The organism is Nocardia brasiliensis (assembly GCF_011801125.1).
Classification (GTDB): domain Bacteria; phylum Actinomycetota; class Actinomycetes; order Mycobacteriales; family Mycobacteriaceae; genus Nocardia; species Nocardia brasiliensis_C.
The window spans coordinates 4026271-4048479 of sequence record NZ_CP046171.1 but is presented as its reverse complement, the minus strand read 5'-3'; the positions used below and the strand labels follow the sequence as shown (position 1 = coordinate 4048479).

The 22209-nt window shown below is 67.8% G+C and carries 14 protein-coding genes and 1 pseudogene; 7 read left to right on the top strand and 8 right to left on the bottom strand.

The genetic code is table 11. From position 1 onward, the window contains the following. Positions 1-23: 23 nt before the first annotated feature. The 4 genes from F5X71_RS18265 (at position 24) to F5X71_RS18250 (ending at position 5121) form a co-directional block, all read left to right on the top strand. Complete coding sequence (locus F5X71_RS18265; protein WP_167463117.1) at positions 24-1628, top strand: acyl-CoA synthetase; 1605 nt, start codon at positions 24-26, stop codon at positions 1626-1628. A gap of 106 nt (positions 1629-1734) precedes the next feature. Further along, positions 1735-3327 (top strand): succinic semialdehyde dehydrogenase, encoded by a 1593-nt coding sequence (locus F5X71_RS18260; protein WP_167463116.1) that lies wholly within the window; start codon positions 1735-1737, stop codon positions 3325-3327. Positions 3328-3412: 85 nt separating this feature from the next. Further along, positions 3413-4639 carry a cytochrome P450 gene (locus F5X71_RS18255; protein WP_167463115.1) on the top strand — a complete coding sequence of 409 codons (1227 nt, stop codon included), beginning with the start codon at positions 3413-3415 and terminating at the stop codon, positions 4637-4639. Beyond that, positions 4636-5121, top strand: coding sequence for a glutathione peroxidase (locus tag F5X71_RS18250; protein ID WP_167463114.1), 486 nt, complete (start codon positions 4636-4638; stop codon positions 5119-5121). Before F5X71_RS18255 ends, F5X71_RS18250 begins: the two co-directional genes overlap by 4 nt. Before the next feature lie 306 nt (positions 5122-5427). On the opposite strand, the gene F5X71_RS18245 is transcribed toward F5X71_RS18250, so the two are convergent. The 3 genes and pseudogenes from F5X71_RS18245 to F5X71_RS18235 all read right to left on the bottom strand — a co-directional run bounded on the left by F5X71_RS18245 (position 5428) and on the right by F5X71_RS18235 (position 9447). Then, complete coding sequence (locus tag F5X71_RS18245; protein WP_167463113.1) at positions 5428-6792, bottom strand: NtaA/DmoA family FMN-dependent monooxygenase; 1365 nt, start codon at positions 6790-6792, stop codon at positions 5428-5430. Next, positions 6789-7855 (bottom strand): annotated as a pseudogene (locus F5X71_RS18240) (LLM class flavin-dependent oxidoreductase). Before F5X71_RS18240 ends, F5X71_RS18245 begins: the two are co-directional and overlap by 4 nt. A 173-nt stretch (positions 7856-8028) precedes the next feature. Then, positions 8029-9447 (bottom strand): MFS transporter, encoded by a 1419-nt coding sequence (locus F5X71_RS18235; protein WP_238815306.1) that lies wholly within the window; start codon positions 9445-9447, stop codon positions 8029-8031. A gap of 238 nt (positions 9448-9685) precedes the next feature. Here F5X71_RS18235 and car point away from each other — a divergent pair, with 238 nt between their 5' ends. Further along, a complete protein-coding gene (car, locus tag F5X71_RS18230) occupies positions 9686-13192 on the top strand; it encodes a carboxylic acid reductase (RefSeq protein ID WP_167463112.1) in 3507 nt (1168 codons plus the stop codon). 30 nt (positions 13193-13222) lie between these two features. Here car and F5X71_RS18225 read toward each other — a convergent pair whose 3' ends face one another. Next, positions 13223-14389: a glycosyltransferase 87 family protein gene (locus F5X71_RS18225; RefSeq protein WP_167463111.1), complete on the bottom strand. Its 1167-nt coding sequence runs from the start codon at positions 14387-14389 to the stop codon at positions 13223-13225. A gap of 280 nt (positions 14390-14669) precedes the next feature. Here F5X71_RS18225 and F5X71_RS18220 point away from each other — a divergent pair, with 280 nt between their 5' ends. Next, the gene (locus F5X71_RS18220; RefSeq protein WP_167463110.1) at positions 14670-15578 is read left to right on the top strand and encodes a helix-turn-helix transcriptional regulator; all 909 of its coding nucleotides are present in this window, start codon (positions 14670-14672) and stop codon (positions 15576-15578) included. Positions 15579-15582: 4 nt separating this feature from the next. Here the strand turns inward: F5X71_RS18220 and F5X71_RS18215 are convergent, their stop codons facing one another. Next, positions 15583-17304: a GMC oxidoreductase gene (locus F5X71_RS18215; protein ID WP_167463109.1), complete on the bottom strand. Its 1722-nt coding sequence runs from the start codon at positions 17302-17304 to the stop codon at positions 15583-15585. Positions 17305-17465: 161 nt separating this feature from the next. On the opposite strand from F5X71_RS18215, the gene F5X71_RS18210 reads away from it, so the two are divergent. After that, positions 17466-18164: a TetR/AcrR family transcriptional regulator gene (locus tag F5X71_RS18210; protein WP_167463108.1), complete on the top strand. Its 699-nt coding sequence runs from the start codon at positions 17466-17468 to the stop codon at positions 18162-18164. 4 nt (positions 18165-18168) lie between these two features. Here F5X71_RS18210 and F5X71_RS18205 read toward each other — a convergent pair whose 3' ends face one another. From F5X71_RS18205 to F5X71_RS18195, 3 genes are all read right to left on the bottom strand, one after another. Continuing rightward, positions 18169-18369: a hypothetical protein gene (locus tag F5X71_RS18205; RefSeq protein WP_167463107.1), complete on the bottom strand. Its 201-nt coding sequence runs from the start codon at positions 18367-18369 to the stop codon at positions 18169-18171. A gap of 381 nt (positions 18370-18750) precedes the next feature. Continuing rightward, the gene (locus F5X71_RS18200; protein ID WP_167463106.1) at positions 18751-19680 is read right to left on the bottom strand and encodes a TIGR03621 family F420-dependent LLM class oxidoreductase; all 930 of its coding nucleotides are present in this window, start codon (positions 19678-19680) and stop codon (positions 18751-18753) included. Positions 19681-19765: 85 nt separating this feature from the next. Next, on the bottom strand, positions 19766-22069 hold the full coding sequence (locus F5X71_RS18195) for an MMPL family transporter (protein ID WP_167463105.1): 2304 nt from the start codon (positions 22067-22069) through the stop codon (positions 19766-19768). Between the last annotated feature and the right edge of the window lie 140 nt (positions 22070-22209).

The window sequence follows — 22209 nt, the reverse complement described above, 5'->3', positions numbered from 1 at the left end:
CGGTATCGAGAAAGTGAATTGCCGTGGCCCGTAACTTCGCCGACCTGTTCGAACACGCCGTCGACGCGATGCCTGGCCGCGTCGCCCTGCTGGAGGGCGCGCGACGCCGTACCTTCGCCGAGTTGGACGCCCGCGCGAACCGGCTCGCCGCGTACCTGTCCTCGGTTGACATCGGGAAGGGCACCCACGTCGGCTTCCAGATGCACAACGGCATCGAGACCGTGGAAACCCTGCTGGCCTGTTTCAAGATCCGGGCCGTGCCGATCAACATCAACTATCGCTACGGCGTCGAGGAACTGCGCTACGTCTACCGCAATGCCGACCTGCAAGCCCTGGTCTATAACGCGGGGTACGCCCAGGCGGTGCATCAGGCGGCGGCCCGAGTTCCGTTGCTGCGGCATCGGATCGTGGTCCCTGACGACCGCGCCGACACCGATCCGCCGGTGGACGCCGTGCACTACGCCGACGCGCTCGCCGGGGGTGCGCCCGCCCGAATCGAGGTCGAGCGCAGCGCCGACGACCTGTTCATGATGTACACCGGCGGCACCACCGGCCTGCCGAAGGGCGTGCTGTGGCGGCAGGAGGACATGTGGCGGGTGCTCGGCGGCGGCATCGACTTCCACACCGGCGTCCCGGTCGCCGACGAGTTCGAGCAGTCCAGGGCCGGTGCGCAGGGGGAGCAGAGTAGGTGGCTGGTGCTGCCGCCCCTGATCCACGCGGCCGCCATGATGCCGACGTTCGCGGCGCTGTGGTCGGGCAATGCCGTCGTGCTCGCGCCGCGGTTCGACCCGCGGCAGGTGTGGCGGACGGTGGTCCGGCACCGGCCGCAGGTCATGGTGATCACCGGTGACGCGATGGCGCGGCCCCTGCTCGACGCGTATCGGGCCGCGCCGGTCGACGCGTCGAGCCTGCTCGCGGTCGGTTCCGGTGCGGCGCTGCTCTCGCAACCGGTGAAAAACGCTCTCCTGGAGCTGTTTCCGTCGCTGGTCGTGACCGACTCCATCGGTTCGTCCGAAACCGGCTTCGGTGGCATCGGTTTCGCGCAGAAGGACGACAACCCGGGGCAGGGCCCTCGCGTGCGGACCGGACGCGGCTCGGTCGTGGTGGACGACGACGGACGACCGGTGCGGCCGGGGGAGCAGGGCTGGCTGGCCAAGACCGGCGCGGTGCCCCTGGGCTACTACAAGGACCCGGTCAGATCCGCGAAGCTGTTCAAGACGGTCGACGGCGCGCGCATCGTGGTGACCGACGACCGGGCCGTGGTGGAGCAGGACGGGACGGTCACGCTGCTCGGTCGGGGCAACACCGTGGTCAATACCGGCGGTGAGAAGGTGTTCGTCGAAGAGGTAGAGGGCGTACTGAAAGCGCATGAGGCGATTTATGACGCGGTGGTCATCGGCGTGCCGCACGAGCGGTGGGGACACCAGGTCGCCGCGGTCGTTTCGGTGACCGGATCGTTGGACTTCGTGGCGCTGGATGCCCATATGCGCCGTCATCTGGCCGGCTACAAGGTGCCCAAGCAGATCTGGCTCGTCGACGTGGTCGGCCGGACGCCGAGCGGTAAGCCGGACTATCGCTGGGCGCTCGAGCACGCGGCGGCGCACCGGCCGGACCATCGAGCCGACTGAATCGGGTGCCGGAACCGCCACGCCAGACAATGAGAACGTGTTCTAATTCGAGGAACGCGCCAGACCCTACAACTGCGCCGTACCCGCACGTCATGGAGAAATCCCGATGACCACTGAGACCACCAGCACGCAAGCGGCCGCGCTGCCCGCCAGGATCACGGGGGCGCTGATCGAGCGCCTGTCCGGCCTGGTCGCGGCGGACGGCACCGCCGCGCCGTATCCGATGACGGAGGTCTACACCGGCGCCGTGCTCGGCGAGCTGCCGCAGTCCACGCCCGACGATGTCCGGGTCGCCGGGGTGAGTGCCCGTGCCGCGCAACGGGAATGGGCCGCGCTGCCGCTGCGTGCACGGCTGCGGGTGTTCGAACGCGCGCACGAGCTGATCCTGACCGAGGTCGAGACCATCGCCGACCTCATCCAGCTCGGCTGCGGCAAGACGCGCAGGATGGCCGTCGACGAGTCCTGTGACGTGCCGATGGTCATCAGTCACTACTTGAAGACCGCGCGCCGGGTACTGCGGCCGAAGCGGCGCGGGGGCGCGCTTCCACTGCTGACCACCTCGACCGCCGAGCATCGGCCCAAGGGACTGGTTGCGGTGATCGCGCCGTGGAACTTCCCGTTCGCGATCGCGCTGTCGGACGCGATGCCCGCGCTGATGGCCGGCAACGGCGTGATCCTCAAGCCGGACAACAAGACCGCGCTCTGCGTGCTGTTCGGCGTCGAGTTGCTGCACCGGGCCGGTCTGCCGCGCGGGCTGGTCCAGGTGGTCTGCGGCGAGGGCCCCGATATCGGACCCGGCCTGATCGACGCCGTGGATTTCGTCATGTTCACCGGCTCCACCGCGACGGGGCGGGTGGTCGGCGAGCGCGCCGGGCGCAACCTCATCGGGTGCAGTCTCGAACTCGGCGGCAAGAACCCGATGCTGGTGCTCGAGGACGCGAACCTCGACGAGGCTGTCGCGGGCGCGGCGTTCGCGGTCTTCGCGAACTCCGGCCAGGCGTGCATGCACATCGAGCGGATCTACGTGCACCGCAGCCGGTACGACGAGTTCGTGCGCGGGCTGGTCGCCGCGGCGCGGCGGCTGAACGAGGGGATCGGGGCCGCCTACGACTACCGGCCCGAATTCGGCTCGCTGGTGTCGGTGCAGCACCGTGACCGGGTCGCGGCGCACGTCGATGATGCCCGTGTTAAGGGCGCGACGGTGCTGGTCGGCGGCAAGGCGCGCCCGGACGTCGGCCCGGCGTTCTACGAGGCGACGGTACTCACGGGCGTCACCTCGGACATGGTGCACGCGACGCAGGAGACCTTCGGTCCGGTGGTCAGCGTCTATCCCTTCGACGACGAACGGGAGGCGGTCCGGCTCGCCAACGCCACCGACTACGGCCTGAACGCCAGCGTGTGGACCCGGGACCTGGCGCGCGCCAACCGAATCGCCGCACAGTTGGAATCGGGCAACATCAACATCAACGACGGTTTCGTGGCGACCTATGCGGCCAAGGCGACCCCGTCGGGTGGCATCAAGCAGTCCGGTGTCGGCGCCAGGCACGGCGATCAAGGACTGCTCAAGTACACCGACACGGTGAATGTCGGTGTGCTCAAACGTCAGGTGCTCGCCGCCAGGTCGGGGCAGCCCTACGAGAAGCAGGTCAAGACGACGCTGATGTCCCTGCGGCTGATGCGCCGAACCAGGCTGCGCTGAGCCGCATTCCGGCGCGGTCGACGGCATTCGCGTTCGGCCGCGCCGGTGGCGGTCGCGCGCGGTCCGCCGCGCTGAGGAGGCACTCATGGCGACCCCGTCACTGCCCGCCGGATTCGACTTCACCGACCCCGGGCTGTGGGAGACGCGAAGGCCCGTCGAGGAATTCGCCCTGCTCCGCCGCACCGCGCCGGTGTGGTGGAACCCGCAACCGGACGATCGTTCCGGCGGGTTCCGCGATGGTGGCTACTGGGTGGTGAGCACCCTGCACGACGTCAAAGAGATCTCGCGCAATGCCGAGCTGTTCTCCTCCGAACGCAACGGCTCGATCATCCGGCTGCGTGACGACATCACGCCCGAACAGCAGGCCGCGAACGGCGTGCTGCTGATCAATATGGGCCCGCCGAAGCATTCGAAGTTCCGCAGGATCATCACCAAGGGATTCACCCCGCGCGCGGTCGAGAGCTTGCGCGCGGCATTGACCGAACGCGCGCACGCCATCGTGCACGCGGCGAAGAAGACGGGCGGCGGCGATTTCGTCGAACAGGTCGCCTGCGAGCTGCCGCTGCAGGCGATCGCCGAGTTGCTCGGCGTACCGCAGGCCGACCGTCGCAAACTCTTCGACTGGTCCAATCAGATGCTCAGCTACGACGACCCCGATTACGGCGATCCCGCGCTGGCCTCGGCCGAAATTCTGGGCTACGCCTGGCAGCTGGCCGAACAACGGCGCGCGGTCCCGGCGGGGGATATCGTGTCCGAACTCGTGCACGCCGATGTCGACGGCGCCGGCCTCGGCTCCGACGAATTCGGCTTCTTCGTCATCCTGCTGTCGGTGGCGGGCAATGAAACGACACGCAATGCGATCACGCACGGCATGAAAGCGTTCGTGGACAATCCGGAGCAATGGGAGCTGTATCGGGAACAGCGGCCGCGCACCGCGCCCGACGAGATCGTCCGCTGGGCCACCCCGGTCAGCGCGTTCCAGCGCACCGCGACGGCCGATGCCGAGGTCGGCGGGCAGCCGATCCGGCGCGGTGCGCGTCTCGGATTGTTCTATGGCTCGGCCAACTTCGACGAGGCGGCGTTCACCGATCCGTTCACCTTCGATGTGCTGCGCGACCCGAATCCGCATGTCGGTTTCGGCGGCACCGGCGCCCACTATTGCGTGGGCGCGAACCTGGCCCGCTTGGAAATCGACCTGATGTTCAACGCCATTGCCGACGCCATGCCCGAGATCGCCCAGGTGGCCGATCCGGTACGGTTGCGGTCGGGGTGGATCAACGGAATCAAGAATTGGCAGGTCCGATACGAATGACTCTTCGAGACGTACCGCTACAGACGCTGAGCGGCGAGGCGACCACATTGGCCGAGCTGGCCGGCGACAAAGTCGTGCTGCTGGTCAACGTGGCTTCCAAATGCGGACTGACGCCGCAGTATTCCGGGTTGGTGCAGCTGCAGCAGACCTACGGGCCGCGCGGATTCACCGTGATCGGCGTGCCGTGCAATCAGTTCATGGGCCAGGAACCCGGCACGGCCGAGGAAATCCAGGAATTCTGCTCGACCACCTACGGGGTCGACTTCCCGCTGCTGGCGAAGGCCGATGTGAAGGGCGAGCAGCAGCACCCGCTCTACGAGACGCTGGTGCAGACCGCCGACGCCGACGGATCGGCGGGCGAGGTGCAGTGGAACTTCGAGAAGTTCCTGATCGACCGGGACGGCAAGGTGGCAGGCCGGTTCCGGCCGACCGTCGCCCCGGATGCCGCCGCGCTCGTCGCCGAGATCGAATCGCTGCTCTGAGCGCACTGTTCGAGGCCCGGTCGCGTCCCGCGCGACCGGGCCTCGAATCATGTTCCGAGAGAGTTGTTTCAGCGGTACCAGCGGCGACAGCGCACGGTGCATGATTGCGGCAACTGCACCACCATCCTGCCGCGGTCACCGCACGATCGCGCCGGACGCGCCCCAATCGGCCATGATCCGGTGCACCCCACCGGCGATGCCGTCGGCCTGCCACACACCTACACGCCCCGCAGCGCCGGTCGTGCCACATCCGCTTGCGGCGTTCGATCGCGACACCGAACACCGGCCGGGCCTGCGCGGCATGGCTTAACCGCGGTGGGTGAGGGGTGGGCGGAGTCCGAGATGGTGGCGCAGGGTGTTGCCGGTGTATTCGGTGCGGTAGACGCCGCGGTCCTGGAGTTCCGGCACCAGCAGGTCGACGATTTCGTCGAGTCCGCTCGGCACCAGGTAGGGCGAGATGTTGAAACCGTCCACGGCGCCTTGGCGGACCCAGTGCGCCAGTTCGTCGGCGACCTGCGCGGGCGTGCCCGCGAAACCGGAACGCTCGGTGGCGGCGATGACGACCTCGCGCAGCGAAAGATTCTCGGCCTCCGCGCGAGCGCGCCACTCGCGGGCGATGTGCACCGGGTCCTGGCCGTGCCGCGGTGAGCCGCGCGTCTCGGCGATGGGTCGCGGCAGCGGGTCCTCCTGGGGCAGCGGGCCGTCGGGGTCGAGCTGAGATAAGTCCCGTCCCCACACCTGACCGGCCAGCGAGAGCGCCGTCTGTCCGGTGTACTGCCCCTGCTTGACCCAGCGAACCTTTTCCTCGACCTCGGATTCCTTCTCCGCCAGCACGATCTGGGTGCCGGGCAGGATCTTGATGTCGTCTTCGGGGCGCCCCGCGGCGCGCAATCGGGCTCTGATGTCGGTGGCGAACGCGAGCGCGTCGTCGAAATGCGTTCCGTGCCTGGAGAAGATGACCTCGGCATTGGCGGCGGCGAAGTCGCGCCCCGCGGCGGAATCGCCGGCCTGGAAGATGACGGGGTGCCCCTGCGGGCTGCGCGGCAGGGTAGGGGTGATCCTGACACGGAAGTGGTCGGTGGACCGTTCGACCGGCCGTACGGCGTCTTCGGTCACCCATCCAGGACTTTGCGGCGAGGAGGCGATCGCGTTGTCGCGCCAGGAGTCCCAGATCGCTCGGGCCGTGGCGAGGAACTCACCGGCCCGCTCGTAGCGCAGCGCGTGGTCGAGAAACCCACCGCGCCGGAAGTTCTCCCCGGTCCAGGCGTTGTCGGTGGTGACGGCGTTCCAGCCGGCGCGGCCGCCGGAGATCAGGTCGAGCCCGCTGAGCCGCCTGGCCAGGTCGGCGGGTTCGTTGTAGGTGGTGTTCTGAGTGGCGACCAGGCCGATGTGCCGGGTGACGCCCGCCAGCGCGGCCAGCTGCGCGATCGCGTCCGGCCTGCCCGCGATGTCGAGTTCGAGGATCCGGCCGTCCTGTTCGCGCAAGCGCAGCCCCTCGCCGAGGAAGAACGCGTCGAAGAGGCCGCGTTCGGCGGTCTGCGCGACCCGGCGGAAGGTCTCGAAGTCGATCTGCGAACCGCTCGCCGGATCGGACCAGATGGTGGTGTGGTTGACGCCCTGGAAGAACACACCGAAATGGACTTGGGCATCCGGGCGTGGCTGGTCGGTCATCGGGCCGTTCCTGTCTGATGCGTTGCGGCGTAACGGTTCACGGGGCGGCTGAGGCCGAGGCCGGTGCGCAGCGTCGAGCCGGGCACCGGCCGACGGGCGACGCCGGTGCGCAGCAGCGCGGGCAGCACCTGCCGGACGAGCACCGGCAGGTCTTCGTCGAGCACCGCCGGGTGCAGTCGCACCCCGTCCAGATGTTCGCTGAGGTGGGTGAGCAGCTCGACCAGCGCCACCGCTGGTCCCGAAAAGGCCAGTCGGGCAGGGTAATTGGACGGTGCGGCACCCAGTCGTTCGGCCGCGGTCGAGGCCGGGGTGTCCAAGGTGACGTCGATCTCGGCGAAGGCCAGCGGCGTGCCCGACGCGCGGGCCTGCCGCGCCGCATCGATGGCGCTCGACACCGAGTCGGCGGCGACGAGCCGCACGTCCACGTCGCCGTCCGCGCCGAAGATCACCGGCTGGCCCTGCGGCGGCCGCGGCACGATCGCCGGCCCCTCACTGAGAACCGTTCGCCCTGGAAGTCGATGTAGTGCAGCCGGTTCCGATCAAGGAAGCGGCCGTTCGGGTAGTCGCGGATCACCGCGTCGTCGTCCCAGGAGTCCCAGAGCCGCCGCACGACCTCGATGGAATCGCGTTGCTCCCTTGCCACTTCGTCGGCGCCGAGCACGGGCGGGCGGCCCCATGCGTGCGCGACCAGCGGATCGTCGATGCCTTCGGCGATCCAGCCGGCCCGGCCGCGCGAGGCGTAATCGAGGGTGGCGATCTGCGAGGACGTGTGGAACGGCTCGGCGTAGGTGGTGGCTACGGTGGGTACCAGCCCGATCGTGCTGGTGGTCGCCGCGACGAACGACGCGCGCGTGACCGCGTCGATCCGGCCCGCGATCTCCCGCGGCGGCAGCAGGGAATCGGCGAACGTCGCGAAGGTGAAGCCGGCGTTCTCGGCCGCGGCGACGCGGTCGCGGACCGTCTCGCCGGTGAGCAGGCGCTCCGGTGCGTGGGCGGCGCGCCGCCATGCCTCGGGATGGAAGCCTTCGCCGTCGAGTTCTATGCCGAGCGCGAAAACGCCCATCCGACACCTACTTCCGCTGTGAGAATCGTGCGCCCGCCCCGTTTCCGGGCGAGGCAGCCCCCTCGAGCTTGCTGCCGGTGGCGGCCGGGCGCGACGGTTTGCCTCGCGCTGATTCGAACGCGGACGCGCGAATCCCGGGCCCGCGGTGCGGATCCCGGGATTCGCGCGGGGCACTACTTCGCGGCGCGGACCGACAGTGCCGCGGCGACGAGCACCGTGACACCCTCGGCGATGGCGGTGCCGCCGAGCGCGTGCGCGGCGCTGAGCGTGGTGGCGCCTGCCAGGCCGAGGAACAATGTGCCGAAGGTGGCGATGCCGACCACGATGCCGAGCTGGACGTTGGTCACCAGGATGCCGCTGGCATCCGCGGCCAGGTGCGTGGGCACCTTGGCCAGGGTCTTGGTCATCAAGGGACTGAAGGCGAGACCGTTGCCGACGCCGCACACCCCGAGCAGCACCAGTGCGAGCGCCCCGACCTCGGCGCCGTCGCGCAGCAGCGCGCCCACCGCGACCATGCTCGCCGCGGCCAGCACGAGGCCGAACGGAATCATCTTCGCGTGCAGTCGGTTCGGGATGCGTTCCCAGTTGAGGCCGGTGATCGCGAAGGTCACCCCCATGGGAATGAACAGCAGTCCGGCGTGCAGCGCGCTGTAGCCGAGCGTGGTCTGCAGGTGGATGGCCATGACGAACATCCAGCCGCCGAAGGTCGCCATGACGACGAACAGGGTCGCGGCGGCGAGCAACAGCCCCGGCGCGGCGAGCACCCGGTGCGAGAACAGGGGTTCGGCGCCGCGGCGCGCGACGGCGCGCTCGATACCGACGAAGGCGGCGAAGCCGACCACGCAGGCGCCAAGCGAGAACCAGGACCACAGCGGCCAATCCAATTCGCGACCGAGCACCAAGGGCAGCACCAGGGCGAGCACCGAGGCGGTGAGCACACCGAGCCCGGCGAGATCGAGCTTGCGGTCGAAGCGCTCGGTCGCGGTCGGCAGGATGCGCGGCGCCACCGCCAGCAGCACCACCCCGATGGGCACGTTCACCAGGAACACGCCGCGCCAACTGGTGCCGAGCACATCGGCGGTCACGATGAGCCCGCCGAGTACCTGGCCGGCGACCATGCCGCCGGAGATGATCGCCGAGTACACGCTGAGTGCCTTGGCGCGGGCATTGCCGGTGAAGTTGCGCTGGATGAGGGTCATGATCTGCGGCACCATCGCCGCCGCGCCGACGCCCTGCGCGAACCGGAACACGATGAGCGACACCTCGTTCCACGCCGACCCGCAGAGCAGGGAGGCGAGGGTGAACACCGCGAGTCCGGCGATGAACATGTGGCGCTGGCTGAATCGATCGCCGAGGCGGGCTCCGGTCACCAGCAGGACGGCGTACGCGATCACGTACCCCGCGACGATCAGTTGCAGGGCGGCGCCGGAGGTGTGCAGCGAACTGCGAATAGACGGAATCGCGACATTGACGATGGAGGCGTCGAGCACCGCCATGAACTGTCCGGTCAGGATCACGGCGAGGATGGGGAGGGCGCGCCGCGCGCCATACGCCGCCGGTGCGGCCACCGGCTGCGACAAGATCTGGGTCATGTCTTCGATCTTGGTGCCCCGGCGGCACGGGTGACAGGAGCCCAATAAAACGGGTATCCGCAACACCTGGATAACCGTTCGGTCCGAATGGTCCGCATTTCGCTACATTATTTCGGTTGCTGTGGGAAATGCCACTCGGCCTATCGGTGATTCGAGGGGTTCAATGGAATAATTAGATAGGCTAACGTGTTTTGCGGGCACAGGGCTTTCCTACTTGCGAACGAGGGAGACTTGCGACATGACGACTGATTCGCGAAGCGATCGGCTACGGCGTCGGATCGCACAGCTTTTCAGCGAGGACGAGCAGGTGAAGGCCGCGGTGCCCGACGAGGAGGTGACCGCGGCGATCAAGGGGTCGGGCCTGCGGCTGCCACAGATCGTGGCCACCGTCATGCAGCGCTATGCGGACCGTCCGGCGGTGGGGCAGCGGGCGGTCGAAGCGGTCACCGACAGTAGGACCGCGCGCACTACGTTCCGGCTGCTGCCGGAATTCGAGACACTGACCTATCGCGAGCTGTGGGCGCGCGTCGGCGAGGTGGCCGCAGCTTGGCACGGCGACCCCGAACATCCCTTGCGCGCAGGAGATTTCGTTGCCCTGCTCGGTTTCACCAGCATCGACTACGGCACCCTCGATCTGGCGAACGTCCACCTCGGCCTCGTCACGGTGCCGCTTCAATCCGGGGCCGCGGTCGCGCAGCTGGCCGCGATCCTGGACGAGACCGCACCACGGGTGCTGGCCGCGACCCCCGATCACCTCGATGTCGCCGTCGAGTTGCTGACCGCGGGCGCCGCGCCGCGACGGCTGGTGGTGTTCGATTACCGTCCCGCCGACGACGACCACCGCGAGGCGCTCGAGTCCGCGCGCAGGCGGTTGGCCGAGGCGGGCAGTTCGGTCGTGGTCGAGACGTTGGACGCGGTGCGTGCCCGGGGCAGCGCGCTGCCGCCGGCGCCGCTCTACGTGCCCGAGCCCGACGAGGACCCGCTGTCGCTGCTCATCTATACCTCCGGCAGCACCGGCACGCCCAAGGGCGCCATGTACACCGAGGCGTTGAACCGCAGGGCTTGGCTGGGCGGGCCGAAGGGCGTCGGGATCACGCTGTGCTACATGCCGATGAGTCATATCGCGGGACGGTTCGCCTTCTCCGGTGTGTTGGCCCGCGGCGGCACCGCGTACTTCACCGCGAAAAGCGATATGTCGACGCTGTTCGAGGACCTCGGCATAGTCCGGCCGACCGAGATGTTCCTGGTCCCGCGCGTCTGCGACATGCTCTTCCAGCGCTATCAGGCGGAGCTTTCGCGGCGCGCGCCGCAAGGTGACGCGAGCCCGGAACTCGAAGAGGACCTACTGGCGGAGCTGCGCCTGAACTACGTCGGTGATCGGCTGCTCGGGGCGATCGCGGGCAGCGCGCCGCTCTCGGCGGAGATGCGCGCGTTCATGGAATCGCTGCTCGATCTGGAACTGCACGACGGCTACGGCTCGACCGAGGCGGGCGTCGGTGTGCTGCAGGACAACGTCGTGCAGCGCCCGCCGGTGCTCGATTACAAGCTCGTCGACGTACCGGAACTGGGCTACTTCCTGACCGATCGTCCGCATCCGCGCGGCGAGCTCCTGTTGAAGACCGAGTCGATGATCCAGGGCTATTTCCGGCGGCCCGAGGTGACGGCGGAAATATTCGACGCCGACGGTTTCTACAAGACCGGTGACATCGTCGCCGAACTAGAGCCGGATCGATTGGTCTACCTGGACCGGCGCAACAACGTCCTGAAACTCGCCCAGGGCGAGTTCGTCGCGGTCGCGCATCTGGAGTCCGTCTTCGCGACCAGTCCGCTGATCCGCCAGATCTTCATCTACGGCAACAGCGAGCGGTCATTCCTGCTCGCCGTGATCGTGCCGACCGCGGCGGCGCTCGCCGACGGCGTCACCGACGCACTGAAGTCCGCGCTGACCGATTCGCTGCAGCAGATCGCCAAGGAAGCCGAGCTGCAATCCTACGAGCTGCCGCGCGAGTTCCTGATCGAGACCGAGCCGTTCACCGTCGAGAACGGCCTGCTCTCCGGCATCGCGAAACTGTTGCGGCCCAAGTTGAAAGCGCACTACGGCGACCGGCTCGAGCAGCTCTACCGCGATATCGAGCAGGATCGTGCCGCCGAACTTACCGAGCTGCGCCGCACGGCCGCCGACCGCCCGGTACTCGACACCGTGACGCGGGTGGCCCGCTCACTGCTCGGCGCGGCCGCGACGGAACTGCGGCCGGACGCGCACTTCACCGACCTGGGCGGCGATTCGCTGACCGCGCTGTCGTACTCGACCCTGCTCCAGGACATGCTGGACGTCGAGGTGCCGGTCGGGGTGATCGTCAGCCCGGCCAACACGCTCGGCGATCTGGCGAAATACATCGAGGCGCAACGAGAGTCGGGGTCCTTGCGGCCGACCCTGCTGTCGGTGCACGGGCCGGGTACCGAGGTGCGGGCCGCGGACCTGACGCTGGACAAGTTCATCGACGCGCACACCCTGTCCGCCGCGAAAACCGTTGCGCCCGCACCGGAACAGGCGCGGACCGTGCTGCTCACCGGCGCGAACGGTTATCTGGGCCGGTTCCTGTGCCTGGAATGGCTGCAGCGATTGCACGAGACCGGCGGCACGCTCGTGTGCCTCGTACGCGGTAGTGACGCCGCCGCGGCGCGCAAGCGGTTGGACGCGGTGTTCGACAGCGGCGATCCCGCGCTGCTCGCGCACTACCGCGAACTCGCGGCCGAACACCTCGAGGTGCTCGCCGGCGATATCGGTGACCCGAATCTCGGCCTGGACGAGGCGAATTGGCGGCGACTGGCCGCGACCGTCGATCTGATCGTGCATCCGGCCGCGCTGGTCAACCACGTGCTGCCGTACAACCAGCTGTTCGGGCCGAACGTGGTTGGCACCGCCGAGATCATCCGGCTGGCGCTCACCGAGCGGCGTAAGCCGGTCACCTACCTGTCGACGGTGGGGGTGGCCACTCAGGTCGATCCCGCGGTCTTCGACGAGGATCTCGATATCCGGGAGATGAGCGCGGTGCGCACCATCGATGCCGGATACGCCAACGGCTACAGCAACAGCAAGTGGGCGGGCGAGGTCCTGCTGCGCCAAGCCCACGACCTGTGCGGGCTTCCGGTCGCGGTGTTCCGCTCGGACATGATCCTGGCGCACAGCACTTACGTCGGTCAGCTCAATGTGCCCGACGTGTTCACCCGGCTCATCCTGAGCCTGGTGCTCACCGGCATCGCGCCGTACTCGTTCTATGTGACCGACAGTGCGGGCCGGCGCCAGCGCGCCCATTACGACGGGCTGCCCGCCGATTTCGTCGCCGAGGCGATCACCACCCTCGGCGCTCGGACCGACGCCGGGTTCCACACCTACGACGTGTGGAACCCGTACGACGACGGCATCTCGCTGGACGAGTTCGTCGACTGGCTGGCCGATTTCGGCGTGCCGATCCAGCGGATCGAGGATCACGGCGAGTGGTTCCGGCGGATGGAGACCGCGATCCGCGCGCTGCCGGAGAAGCAGCGCGACGCGTCACTGCTCCCGCTGCTCGACGCGTACCGGCGTCCGCTGCGCGCGGTGCGGGGTTCGGCGTTGCCCGCCAAGAACTTCCAGGCGGCGGTGCAGGCGGCCCGCATCGGCCCCGACAACGACATCCCGCACCTGTCCCCGGCGTTGATCGACAAGTACGTCACCGACCTGCGGCACCTCGGACTGCTCTGAACCTGCACCGCGCGCCGAGCCTGGGCTCCGTCAGGGGAGGGCGGGCTCGGCGTCGGTGCGTTCGGTTTCGGTGCGGCGCAAGCGAAGCAGCAGCACGCCCATGCCGACCAGCACCACGGCGTACACGACGACGAAGCTGTTGATCAGCACCTGCGCCAGCGGCCACCACGGCGGGAACAGGAACAGGCCCACCACAACGTAGTTCGGGTCGTACTCCCAGGTCCACGCGCCGACCGAGACGAAAAGCGCTGCCGCGGCGAGCCACCAGAGCGGGCGGGTCTGCGCGCGATGCACCAGGTAGACCAGCAGCGGGACGTACCAGACCCAGTGGTGGTCCCAGGAGAACGGCGACACCGCGGACGCGGTGAGCCCGGCCAGCGTGACCGCAGGCAGGTATTCACCGTGCCGGTAGAGCCCCGCGACGAGCACGAGGCTGATCAGCGCGAGCGGCACGGCGATGAGCAACCACAGCCACATGGGCGCCGGGTGGTGGGTCAGATGCGCGATCACGCCCCGCACGGACTGATTGGACGGGTGCATGTCGTCGGCGATGCGATTGGACTGGAAGAAGGTGGAGGTCCAGTATTCGCGCGAATCAGCGGGCAGCACGATCCAGGCCACGGCGATGGTGGCGAACAATGTCGCGCCCGCGGTCACCGCCGAGCGCCACTGCCGCAGCGCGATGAACTGCGCGATGAAATAGATCGGGACCAGCTTGATGCCCGCGGCGAGGCCGACCCCGATGCCGCGCAGCTTGCTCCGCTCGGTCCGGGTGAAGTCCCACAGCACGAGCAGCATCAGCAGCAGGTTGATCTGTCCGTAGAACAGAGTGGTCCGCACCGGCTCGAGAAACGCGCAGGTGAGGGTCAGTAGCGCACTGACGACGGCGACCCTTGCGCTGCTCCGATACCCCAGCAGGCGCCAGCTCAGCAGGATGCAGCCGAACAGGACCAGCAGGTTGAAGACCATGCCGGTGTAGTTGACCGCCGCCCATGGCACCGCCACGATCGGGATGAAGGCGAGCGTGGAGAAGGGCGTATAGGTATAGAGCAGCCCCGCCACTGTCGGTTCCGTGTAGAGCGGGAGACCGTGCAGGATGCGCCACGCGCCATCCCTATACACATGTACATCGAGCCCACCGGCCAGGATGCCCGCCCGATCCAGCCACGGATCGACCGTGGCGAACAGCAGGATCACCGCTAGTACCGCGGTTGCGGTCAGTATGAAAAGCGTTGGGCCCGTGCGTGGAAAGTCCAGCTGCCGGGATTTGCGCACAAGCGAGTAACTTACAGAATAAGTCAGCGGGGAGCATGACCCGAACTGTCGGGGGCGTGTTCGGCGCGGTATTCCCCCTGGTAGTAGTGGTTTTTCGGGCGACATGCCGGGGAATGCGGCGGTCCGATTCGTCCGGTGCGGCCGCTGAAACGGGTACCAGCAGCACCTGGATACCCCTAGCCGAATAGGGCACGATCTAACGATGACCGATGTGCTGGACGTTCGCGCGGTGCGCAAAGCGCGCCGCGCGGAGCTCGGAACCTTCCTCAAGTCGCGCCGGGCGAAGATCTCGCCCAGCGACGTCGGGCTGCCGCCCGGACCGCGGCGGCGCACTCCCGGCCTGCGTCGGGAAGAGGTCGCGCAGCTGTCCGGTATCGGGGTCACCTGGTACACCTGGCTCGAACAGGGCAGGCAGATCAACGTCAGCGTGCAGGTGCTCGACGCGGTCGCGCGGACCCTGGCCCTCGACGACGCCGAACGGGCCCACCTGTATCGCTTGGCCGACGTGCCCACCGTGCCGAGTGGGCACACGAACAGCGCACTGCCCGAGGAGATGCAGACCATCCTCGACCACCTAGTGCCGCTGCCCGCCGCCCTGCTCAGCGCGCGCTACGACGTACTGGCCTTCAACAGCTCGTACGAGGCGTTGTGCCCCGGTTTCCTGCTGGAGGAGCGCAATGTCGCGCGCCGGGTGTTCCTGACGCCGTCGTGCTGCAACACCTATCAGCACAGCTGGGACGATCTGCGCCGCATGGTCGCCTACCTGCGCGGGGCGTACGCGAAGAACCTCGACGATCCGAGCTGGCAGCAGTTCATCGAGGAGATGTGCACGGAGAGCACCGATTTCGCCACCCTGTGGGCCCGCAACGACGTCGCGACGCCGAGCAAACGGATCAAGCAGATCCGGCATCTGGCGATCGGTGACCTGGAGATGTTCATCACGAGCATGTCACTGCCGGCCGTGCACGGCGCGTGGGTGCAGATCTACACGCCCACCGACGAAACCCAGTGGGCGCAGCTGCATGCCCTGCTCGCGATGAGCGAAGAGGAACAGCGGCGACCGTGGCTCGAACATCGCGCGCGCTACCACGCCACGGCCGCCGCCGGGTGAAATCTCAGCCCGCGGCCGGGGTCTGCTTGACCTGCACGATCGGAAGGACCAGTGCGGCAGGCGCGTTCGCGGGCACCACCGGGCGCACCGGCGCGACCGGTGATATCTGCTGGTAGCCGGCGCCGAGCGGCGGCCTGGTGTCGGCCTCGCCCTTGTTCGGCCAGTACGCGGCCGCGCGCTCGGCCTGGGCGGTGATGGTCAGTGACGGATTGACGCCGAGATTCGCCGAAACCGCCGCGCCGTCCACGACACTCAGCGTCGGGTAGCCGAAAACCCGGTGGTAGCCATCGATCACGCCGCGTTCGGCGTCGGCGCCGATCACGGCACCGCCGAGGAAATGCGCGGTGAGCGGGATGTTGAAGATCTCGCCCCAGCTGCCGCCCGCGATCCCGCCGATCTTGTCGGCCACCCGCCGGGTCACGTCGTTGCCCACCGGAATCCAGGTCGGGTTCGGCTCGCCATGGCCCTGCTTGCTGGTCATCTTGCGGCCGAACAAGCCCCGCTTGGTGTAGGTGGTGATCGAATTGTCCAGGTGCTGCATGACGAGCGAGATGATGGTGCGCTCGCTCCAGTTCTTGGTGCTCAGGAAGCTGAGCAGGTTCATCGGATGCCGCAGCACCAGGCCGAGGAAGCGCAGCCAGCGCGGCACCCGGCCGCCGCCGTCGACCATCAGCGTCTGCAACAGGCCCATGGCATTGGAGCCCTTGCCGTAGCGAACGGGCTCGATATGGGTGTCCGGCGTCGGATGGATGGACGAGGTGATCGCGACACCCTTGGTGAAATCGACACCGGGCGTGACCTTCTTGGTCGCGGCGCCGACGATCGACTCGGAGTTGGTCCGCGTCAGCTGGCCGAGGCGGGGGGACAGGTTCGGCAGCGCGCCCTTGTCCTGCATCTCGAACAGCAGCTTCTGGGTGCCGCGGGTGCCCGCGGCGAGCACCACATTGGCGGCGGTATAGGTCTTGGGCTGCTTGCGCAGCCAAGCGCCGGTGCGTGCGGTGGACACGTCCCATGTGCCGTCCGGATGCGGCCGCAGATCGGTCACCGTCGTCATCGGAACGACTTGCGCGCCTGCCTTTTCCGCGAGGTAGAGGTAGTTCTTGACCAAGGTGTTCTTGGCGCCGTATTTGCACCCGACCATGCAGTCGCCGCACTCGACGCAGCCGGTGCGCTCGGGCCCGACGCCGCCGAAATACGGGTCGGTGACGGTCTTTCCCGCCTCACCGAAGAACACACCGACCGGCGTCTGCACGAACGTGTCGCCGACCCCGAGGTCGTCGGCTACCTGCTTGAACACCTCGTCGGCGGGGGTCATGTGTGGATTGCGCACCACCCCGAGCATCTTCTGCGCCTGCTCGTAGTAAGGCGCGAGCTCGGCCTGCCAGTCGGTGATGTCGCGCCACTGCGCGTCCTTGAAGAACGGCTCCGGCGGCACGTACAGCGTGTTGGCATAGTTCAGCGAGCCACCGCCGACACCGGCGCCACCGAGGATCAGGACATCGCGCAGCAGGTGGATGCGCTGGATGCCGTAGCAGCCGAGCTTGGGCGCCCAGAGGAACTTCCTCAGTTCCCAGCTGGTCTTGGGCAATTCGTCGTCGGCGAAGCGCTGTCCCGCCTCGAGCACGCCGACCTTGTACCCCTTCTCGACCAGTCGCAATGCGGTGACGCTGCCACCGAAGCCGGAGCCGACGATGAGGACGTCGAAATCCGTCGTCCGCTGGTCCATGGTGAACTCCTCGATCGTGTCGCCAGTGACTCGGCTAACACTACTACCGAGTAGCTTGTCTGCCGAACCAGGGCTGGCCTGCTCGAGCTGTCCCGATGCCCAGCTCAAAGAGCGGCGCTCACTGTTGTTGACAGCGCTCTCTTAATATTGCACGGTGGGGTATGCCGACCACCCCGCGCGCCCGTGCCAGGGCGCAGACCATGAACGACATCGTCCGTATCGGCCGCGAGCATCTCGCCTCGGACGGCGCCGCGGCGTTGTCGCTGCGCGCGGTCGCCCGCGACCTCGGCGTGGTGTCCTCGGCGGTGTATCGATACGTGCGCAGCCGCGACGAACTGCTCACGCTACTGGTCGTCGACGGCTACAACGCGCTCGGTGACGCGGTCGACGCCGACCTGGCCAGTGCGCCGGACGATCCCATCGCGCGGATCCGCACCCTCTGTCACTCGGTCCGCCGCTGGGCGCACGCCGAGCCGGCCCGCTACGGACTGCTATTCGGCACGCCCGTCCCCGGCTACGACGCCCCCGTCGAGCAGACCACGACGCCTGGCACCCGGGTGATCGTCAGCTTGCAGACCCTGTTCGCCGAGGCATACCAAGCGGGCCTGCTGCACGCGCCCGATCCCGAGCCCGCCGTATCGGCCGTCCTGGCAGCCGATTTCGAGCGCATCCGGGCCGAATTCGGCCTGTCCATGCCCGATTGGCTGTACGCGCGCGGGATCACCTTCTGGGCGAGCTTCGTCGGCGCGGTGAGTGCCGACATCTTCGACATGTACGGCCCGGACACCTTCACCGACCGCACCGAACTGTTCGATCTCCAGGTGGACGCGTTGCTCGCCATGCTCGGGTGGCGGCGCTGAGCGGTCAGTCCTCGTTGCTCCAACGATCGCCGATGAACCGCAGCAAGGCGGGATCGGTGGAGGTGAAGCGGTCCACCTCCTGGCCGCCGGTGCATTCGAACAGTCCGATGGTCACCCGGGCGGTGGTGCGGGCGAGCACCCGCCAGATGGCGCCGGAGTCCTCCCATCGGCGCAGAGTCGCTGTGGGATCCGGGGTTTCGTTCATCGGGGGAGGGTGATCGGGAGGTTACGACGCTGGGCTCGCATCCGGACTCCTGTTCGACACGACGAGACGGCGCTGGGGGAGCGTGGGGGACAGCGTATCTGGTCGAATGTCCGCCGGGCCGCGGTTGCGCACTGGGGGAGTGCGGTTGTCTCACTGAGAGTGTCGGCCAGGGTAGGGGCGGCGCTGGGTGTGGAAGGTCGATCGAGGGGAGCGCCGGCGATCACCGGTGGTTCTGACCCTAGAAAAGACATAGTCATACGTAGATATGCGCATCGGAACATGTATACATCTCACCTCAACCACCGGCACGCATCACCTAACACCGAACACACACCCCCAACTAAGTCACCAGCACCGAAGAGGGAGTGCGTGTTCGTTCGGCTAGCCTGCGGTGCGGAGCGCCCGCAATAGCTCTGCACCGGCCGATCGGGCGGCGGACCGGATGACGAATCGGTCGAAGCCCCAGCGCCGCTGGTGCTCGCGCAGTTCGGTGACCAGCTCGTCCACGGTGCCGATCAGGACGTACGGTGCGCTGAGCAGTTCGGCGACATTGGTGGTCGGTACGTCGGCGGCGAACCGCGCGCAGGCGGCCTCGGCGTCATCGGTGATCTCCACGTGCTGGACGAGGGCTTCGAGGACTGGTGTGCGTCCCGCCGCGGTGCGGTGTACCTTCGCGACCTGTTCGTCGATTTCTGCGCGACTCCAGCGGGTTTCGTGGTTGTGACCGTCGGGCAGGGTACGGCCCAGGCCGGAGAATCCGACGATGTCGGCGGTCTCCGCGGCATAGCGCAGGACGCGGTTCCCGTTGCCGCCCACGAGGAACGGGATCGGTTCCTGGATCGGTCGCGGCCGGTCGAGCAGCGCTTCCTGTAGCCGGACGTGCTTGCCGGTGAAGGTGACTTTCTCACCGGCGAGCAGCCGCCGGGTCGTGTCGCCGACCTCGATCATCCGGGCTACCCGTGTTGCGGCCGATGGCTGCTCGCGTCCCTGCATGGTCCACTCCGCCGGTGTGTGCCCGGCGCCGATCCCAAACACCGCCCGTCCGCCGGACAGCAGATCGAGCGTCGCGACCTCGCCGGCAAGCAGGAAGGGCTCCCACATGCCCGCGTTGACGACGTTGGTCCCGAGTTTGATCGTCTCGGTGGCGGTCGCGGCGGCGGCCAGGGCCACGAACGGCGCGGCGCACGCGCCGGGATGGTCGGGGACCATCAGCGTGTCGAATCCGTCGGCTTCGCAGCCGAGGGCGAACTCCGGCAACGACCCGACCGCGATCACGTCGGCGGCCATGGAGAACTTGATCGGCGTTGGCATTTTTCGACCTCCCTCTCGGAGCACTCGAGGCTAGTTCGACGGGCGGTCGCGCCGAATGCGTGTCTGCTGACAGCGGATTCGGTTGTCAGTGCCGAGGCTGTTGCGGCTCGAATTCGGCGAGCCGGACGGTGGCCGGTGTGGTTTCGACGATCTCCGACTTACCGGGGGTAGCGGGGTGCTCGTCATCGAGGGCGGGTTCGCCGAGGCCCGCGCGCTGCTGCAGTCGTTTCATCCAGGCAGGCGCCCACCAGCAGTCGTCGCCGAGCAACTTCATGACGGCGGGGACGAGCAGCATGCGCAGGATGGTGGCGTCGATGAACAGCGCCGCGATCATGCCGTAGGCGATGTACTGCATCATCACCAGGTCGGAGAAGGCGAACGCGCCGGTGACGACGAGCAGGATGAGCGCGGCGGCGGTGATGATGCCGCCGGTGTGCGCGGTGCCGATGCGGATGGCGTCGGTGGTCGTCGCGCCTTTGGCACGCGCTTCGACCATGCGGGACAACAGGAATACTTCGTAGTCGGTGGAGAGCCCGTAGATGATCGCGATGATCAGGATGAGCACGTTGGCTTGGATCGGTTGCGGGGTGAAGTTGAGCAGGTTCGCGCCGTGGCCGTCGACGAAGATCAGCGTGAGGATGCCGAGGGTGGAGCCGAGGCCGAGCACGCTCATGAGCGCGGCCTTGATCGGCAGTACGAGGGAGCCGAAGGTCAGGAACATCAGCAGGGTGGTGAGCAACAACACCACGGCGACCATGAACGGGATGCGGCCGAGCATGCCGTCGATGGTGTCTTTCTTGATCGCGGGTTGGCCGCCGACGAGCATGGTGATGTTGTCGGGCACGTCCATCGTCCGGAGGTAGTCGATGGTGGCGTCGGCCGCCGCGGTGTCGGTGGAGTCGGCCAGTGGCGCTTCGGTGCGGTAGATGCCAGGTTGGCTGGTCGAGGCGGTCGGGACGGCGAATTGGCCTGGTACGCCAGGCTTTTGCTCGGCGAGCCCGGGTGCCTGGTCGGCTCGTTTCAGCAGTGCCCCGATGGCGTTGCGGTTGGCTTGGCGGGTGGCGTCGGTGTCGTCGGTGACGAAGACGAGTTGCAGTGCGTCAGGTTTGCGCAGGGGGAATGTGGTGTCGAAGCTGTGCTGCGCGGTGCGCGTGGAATGGTCTGGCGGCAGGTAGGTTTCGCTGAAGGTGCCGAAGGCGATGTTCTTGACCGGGACGATCAGGATGAGCAGCCCGATGGTGAGCGGGATGGCGATCTTGGTGGGGTGTTTCATCACCCACCGGGTGCTGCGACCCCAGAGCCCGTTCTCGACCTCGTCGGCGGTTTTGGTGCGGCTGAAGCGTTTGACGCCGAGCAGATCTACGCGGGGTCCGAGGATACCGAGGATCGCGGGCAGGATGGTGATCGCGGAGAGTGCGGCCAGCGAGACCGTCGCGATGGAGCCGTAGGCGAGTGAGCGCAGGAAGCCCTGGGGGAAGAAGAGCATGCCGCCGAGGCTGGTGACGATCATGGTGGCGGAGAACACGACGGTGCGGCCCGCGGTCATGACGGTGCGCCGGACCGCGGTGGGGGTGTCGTAGCCTTCGGCGAGTTCTTCGCGGAAGCGGCTGACGATGAACAGGCCGTAGTCGATGGCGAGGCCGAGGCCGATCATCGTGACGACGCTGGAGACGAACGAGTTGACCGGGGTGAATTCGGTGACGAGGCGGACGATGCCGTTGGCGCTGATGATGGTGAGGCCACCGAGGATCAGCGGCAGTGCCGCGGCGACGAGGCCGCCGAAGATGAAGAACAGCAGGACGGCGACGGCGGGCAGCGCGAGCAGCTCCATGCGCTGGAGGTCGTCGGCGAGGGTGTCGATGAGCGCGCCCGCGATCGGTTGCAGGCCTGCTACTTGGACGTCGACGCCGGGAATGTAGAAGGCGTCTTTGACGGCGCGGAAGTTGTTGACGATGTCGGTGTCGTTGTCGCCTTTGATGGCGATCGAGGCGAAGGCGCGGTTCTGGTCGGGCTTGCCGAAGTAGCTGGGTTGGCCGGGGGCGTGCTCGGTGGGCCAGTAGGCGCCGTTGATCTTGTCGATCTGCGGGTGTTTGCGCGGGAGGCGGTTGAGGTTGTCGATGATCGCGGCGCTGAACGCGGGATCGTCGAGGGCCACGCCGGGCGGTGCGGTGTAGAGCACGATGACGTCGGCGTTGTGGTCGCGTCCGAAGGCCGCGTCGGCTAACCGGGCGGCTTGTGCGGATTCGGAGGTCGGGTCTTCGAATCCGCCGGTGCCGAGGTGGTTTCCGAGGTCGTAGCCGTACCCGCCGAGGGCGAGCATGCCCGCGCCGACGACGGTGAGCACGACGAATCGGAATCGGTGGACGAGCTCGCCCCAGCGCGCGAACATCAGCGGTGCCTGCGGGAGGGGTGGGTGGGCTGCGGCCCCGAGGCACCGATCGTCAAGTGTCTGTGTCCTTTCCGGTAGGTCGCGCCCAATGTGCGCGTTCTCCAAAGTACCGGCGTCGGTGCAGTGCTCCTGGGAAAGCG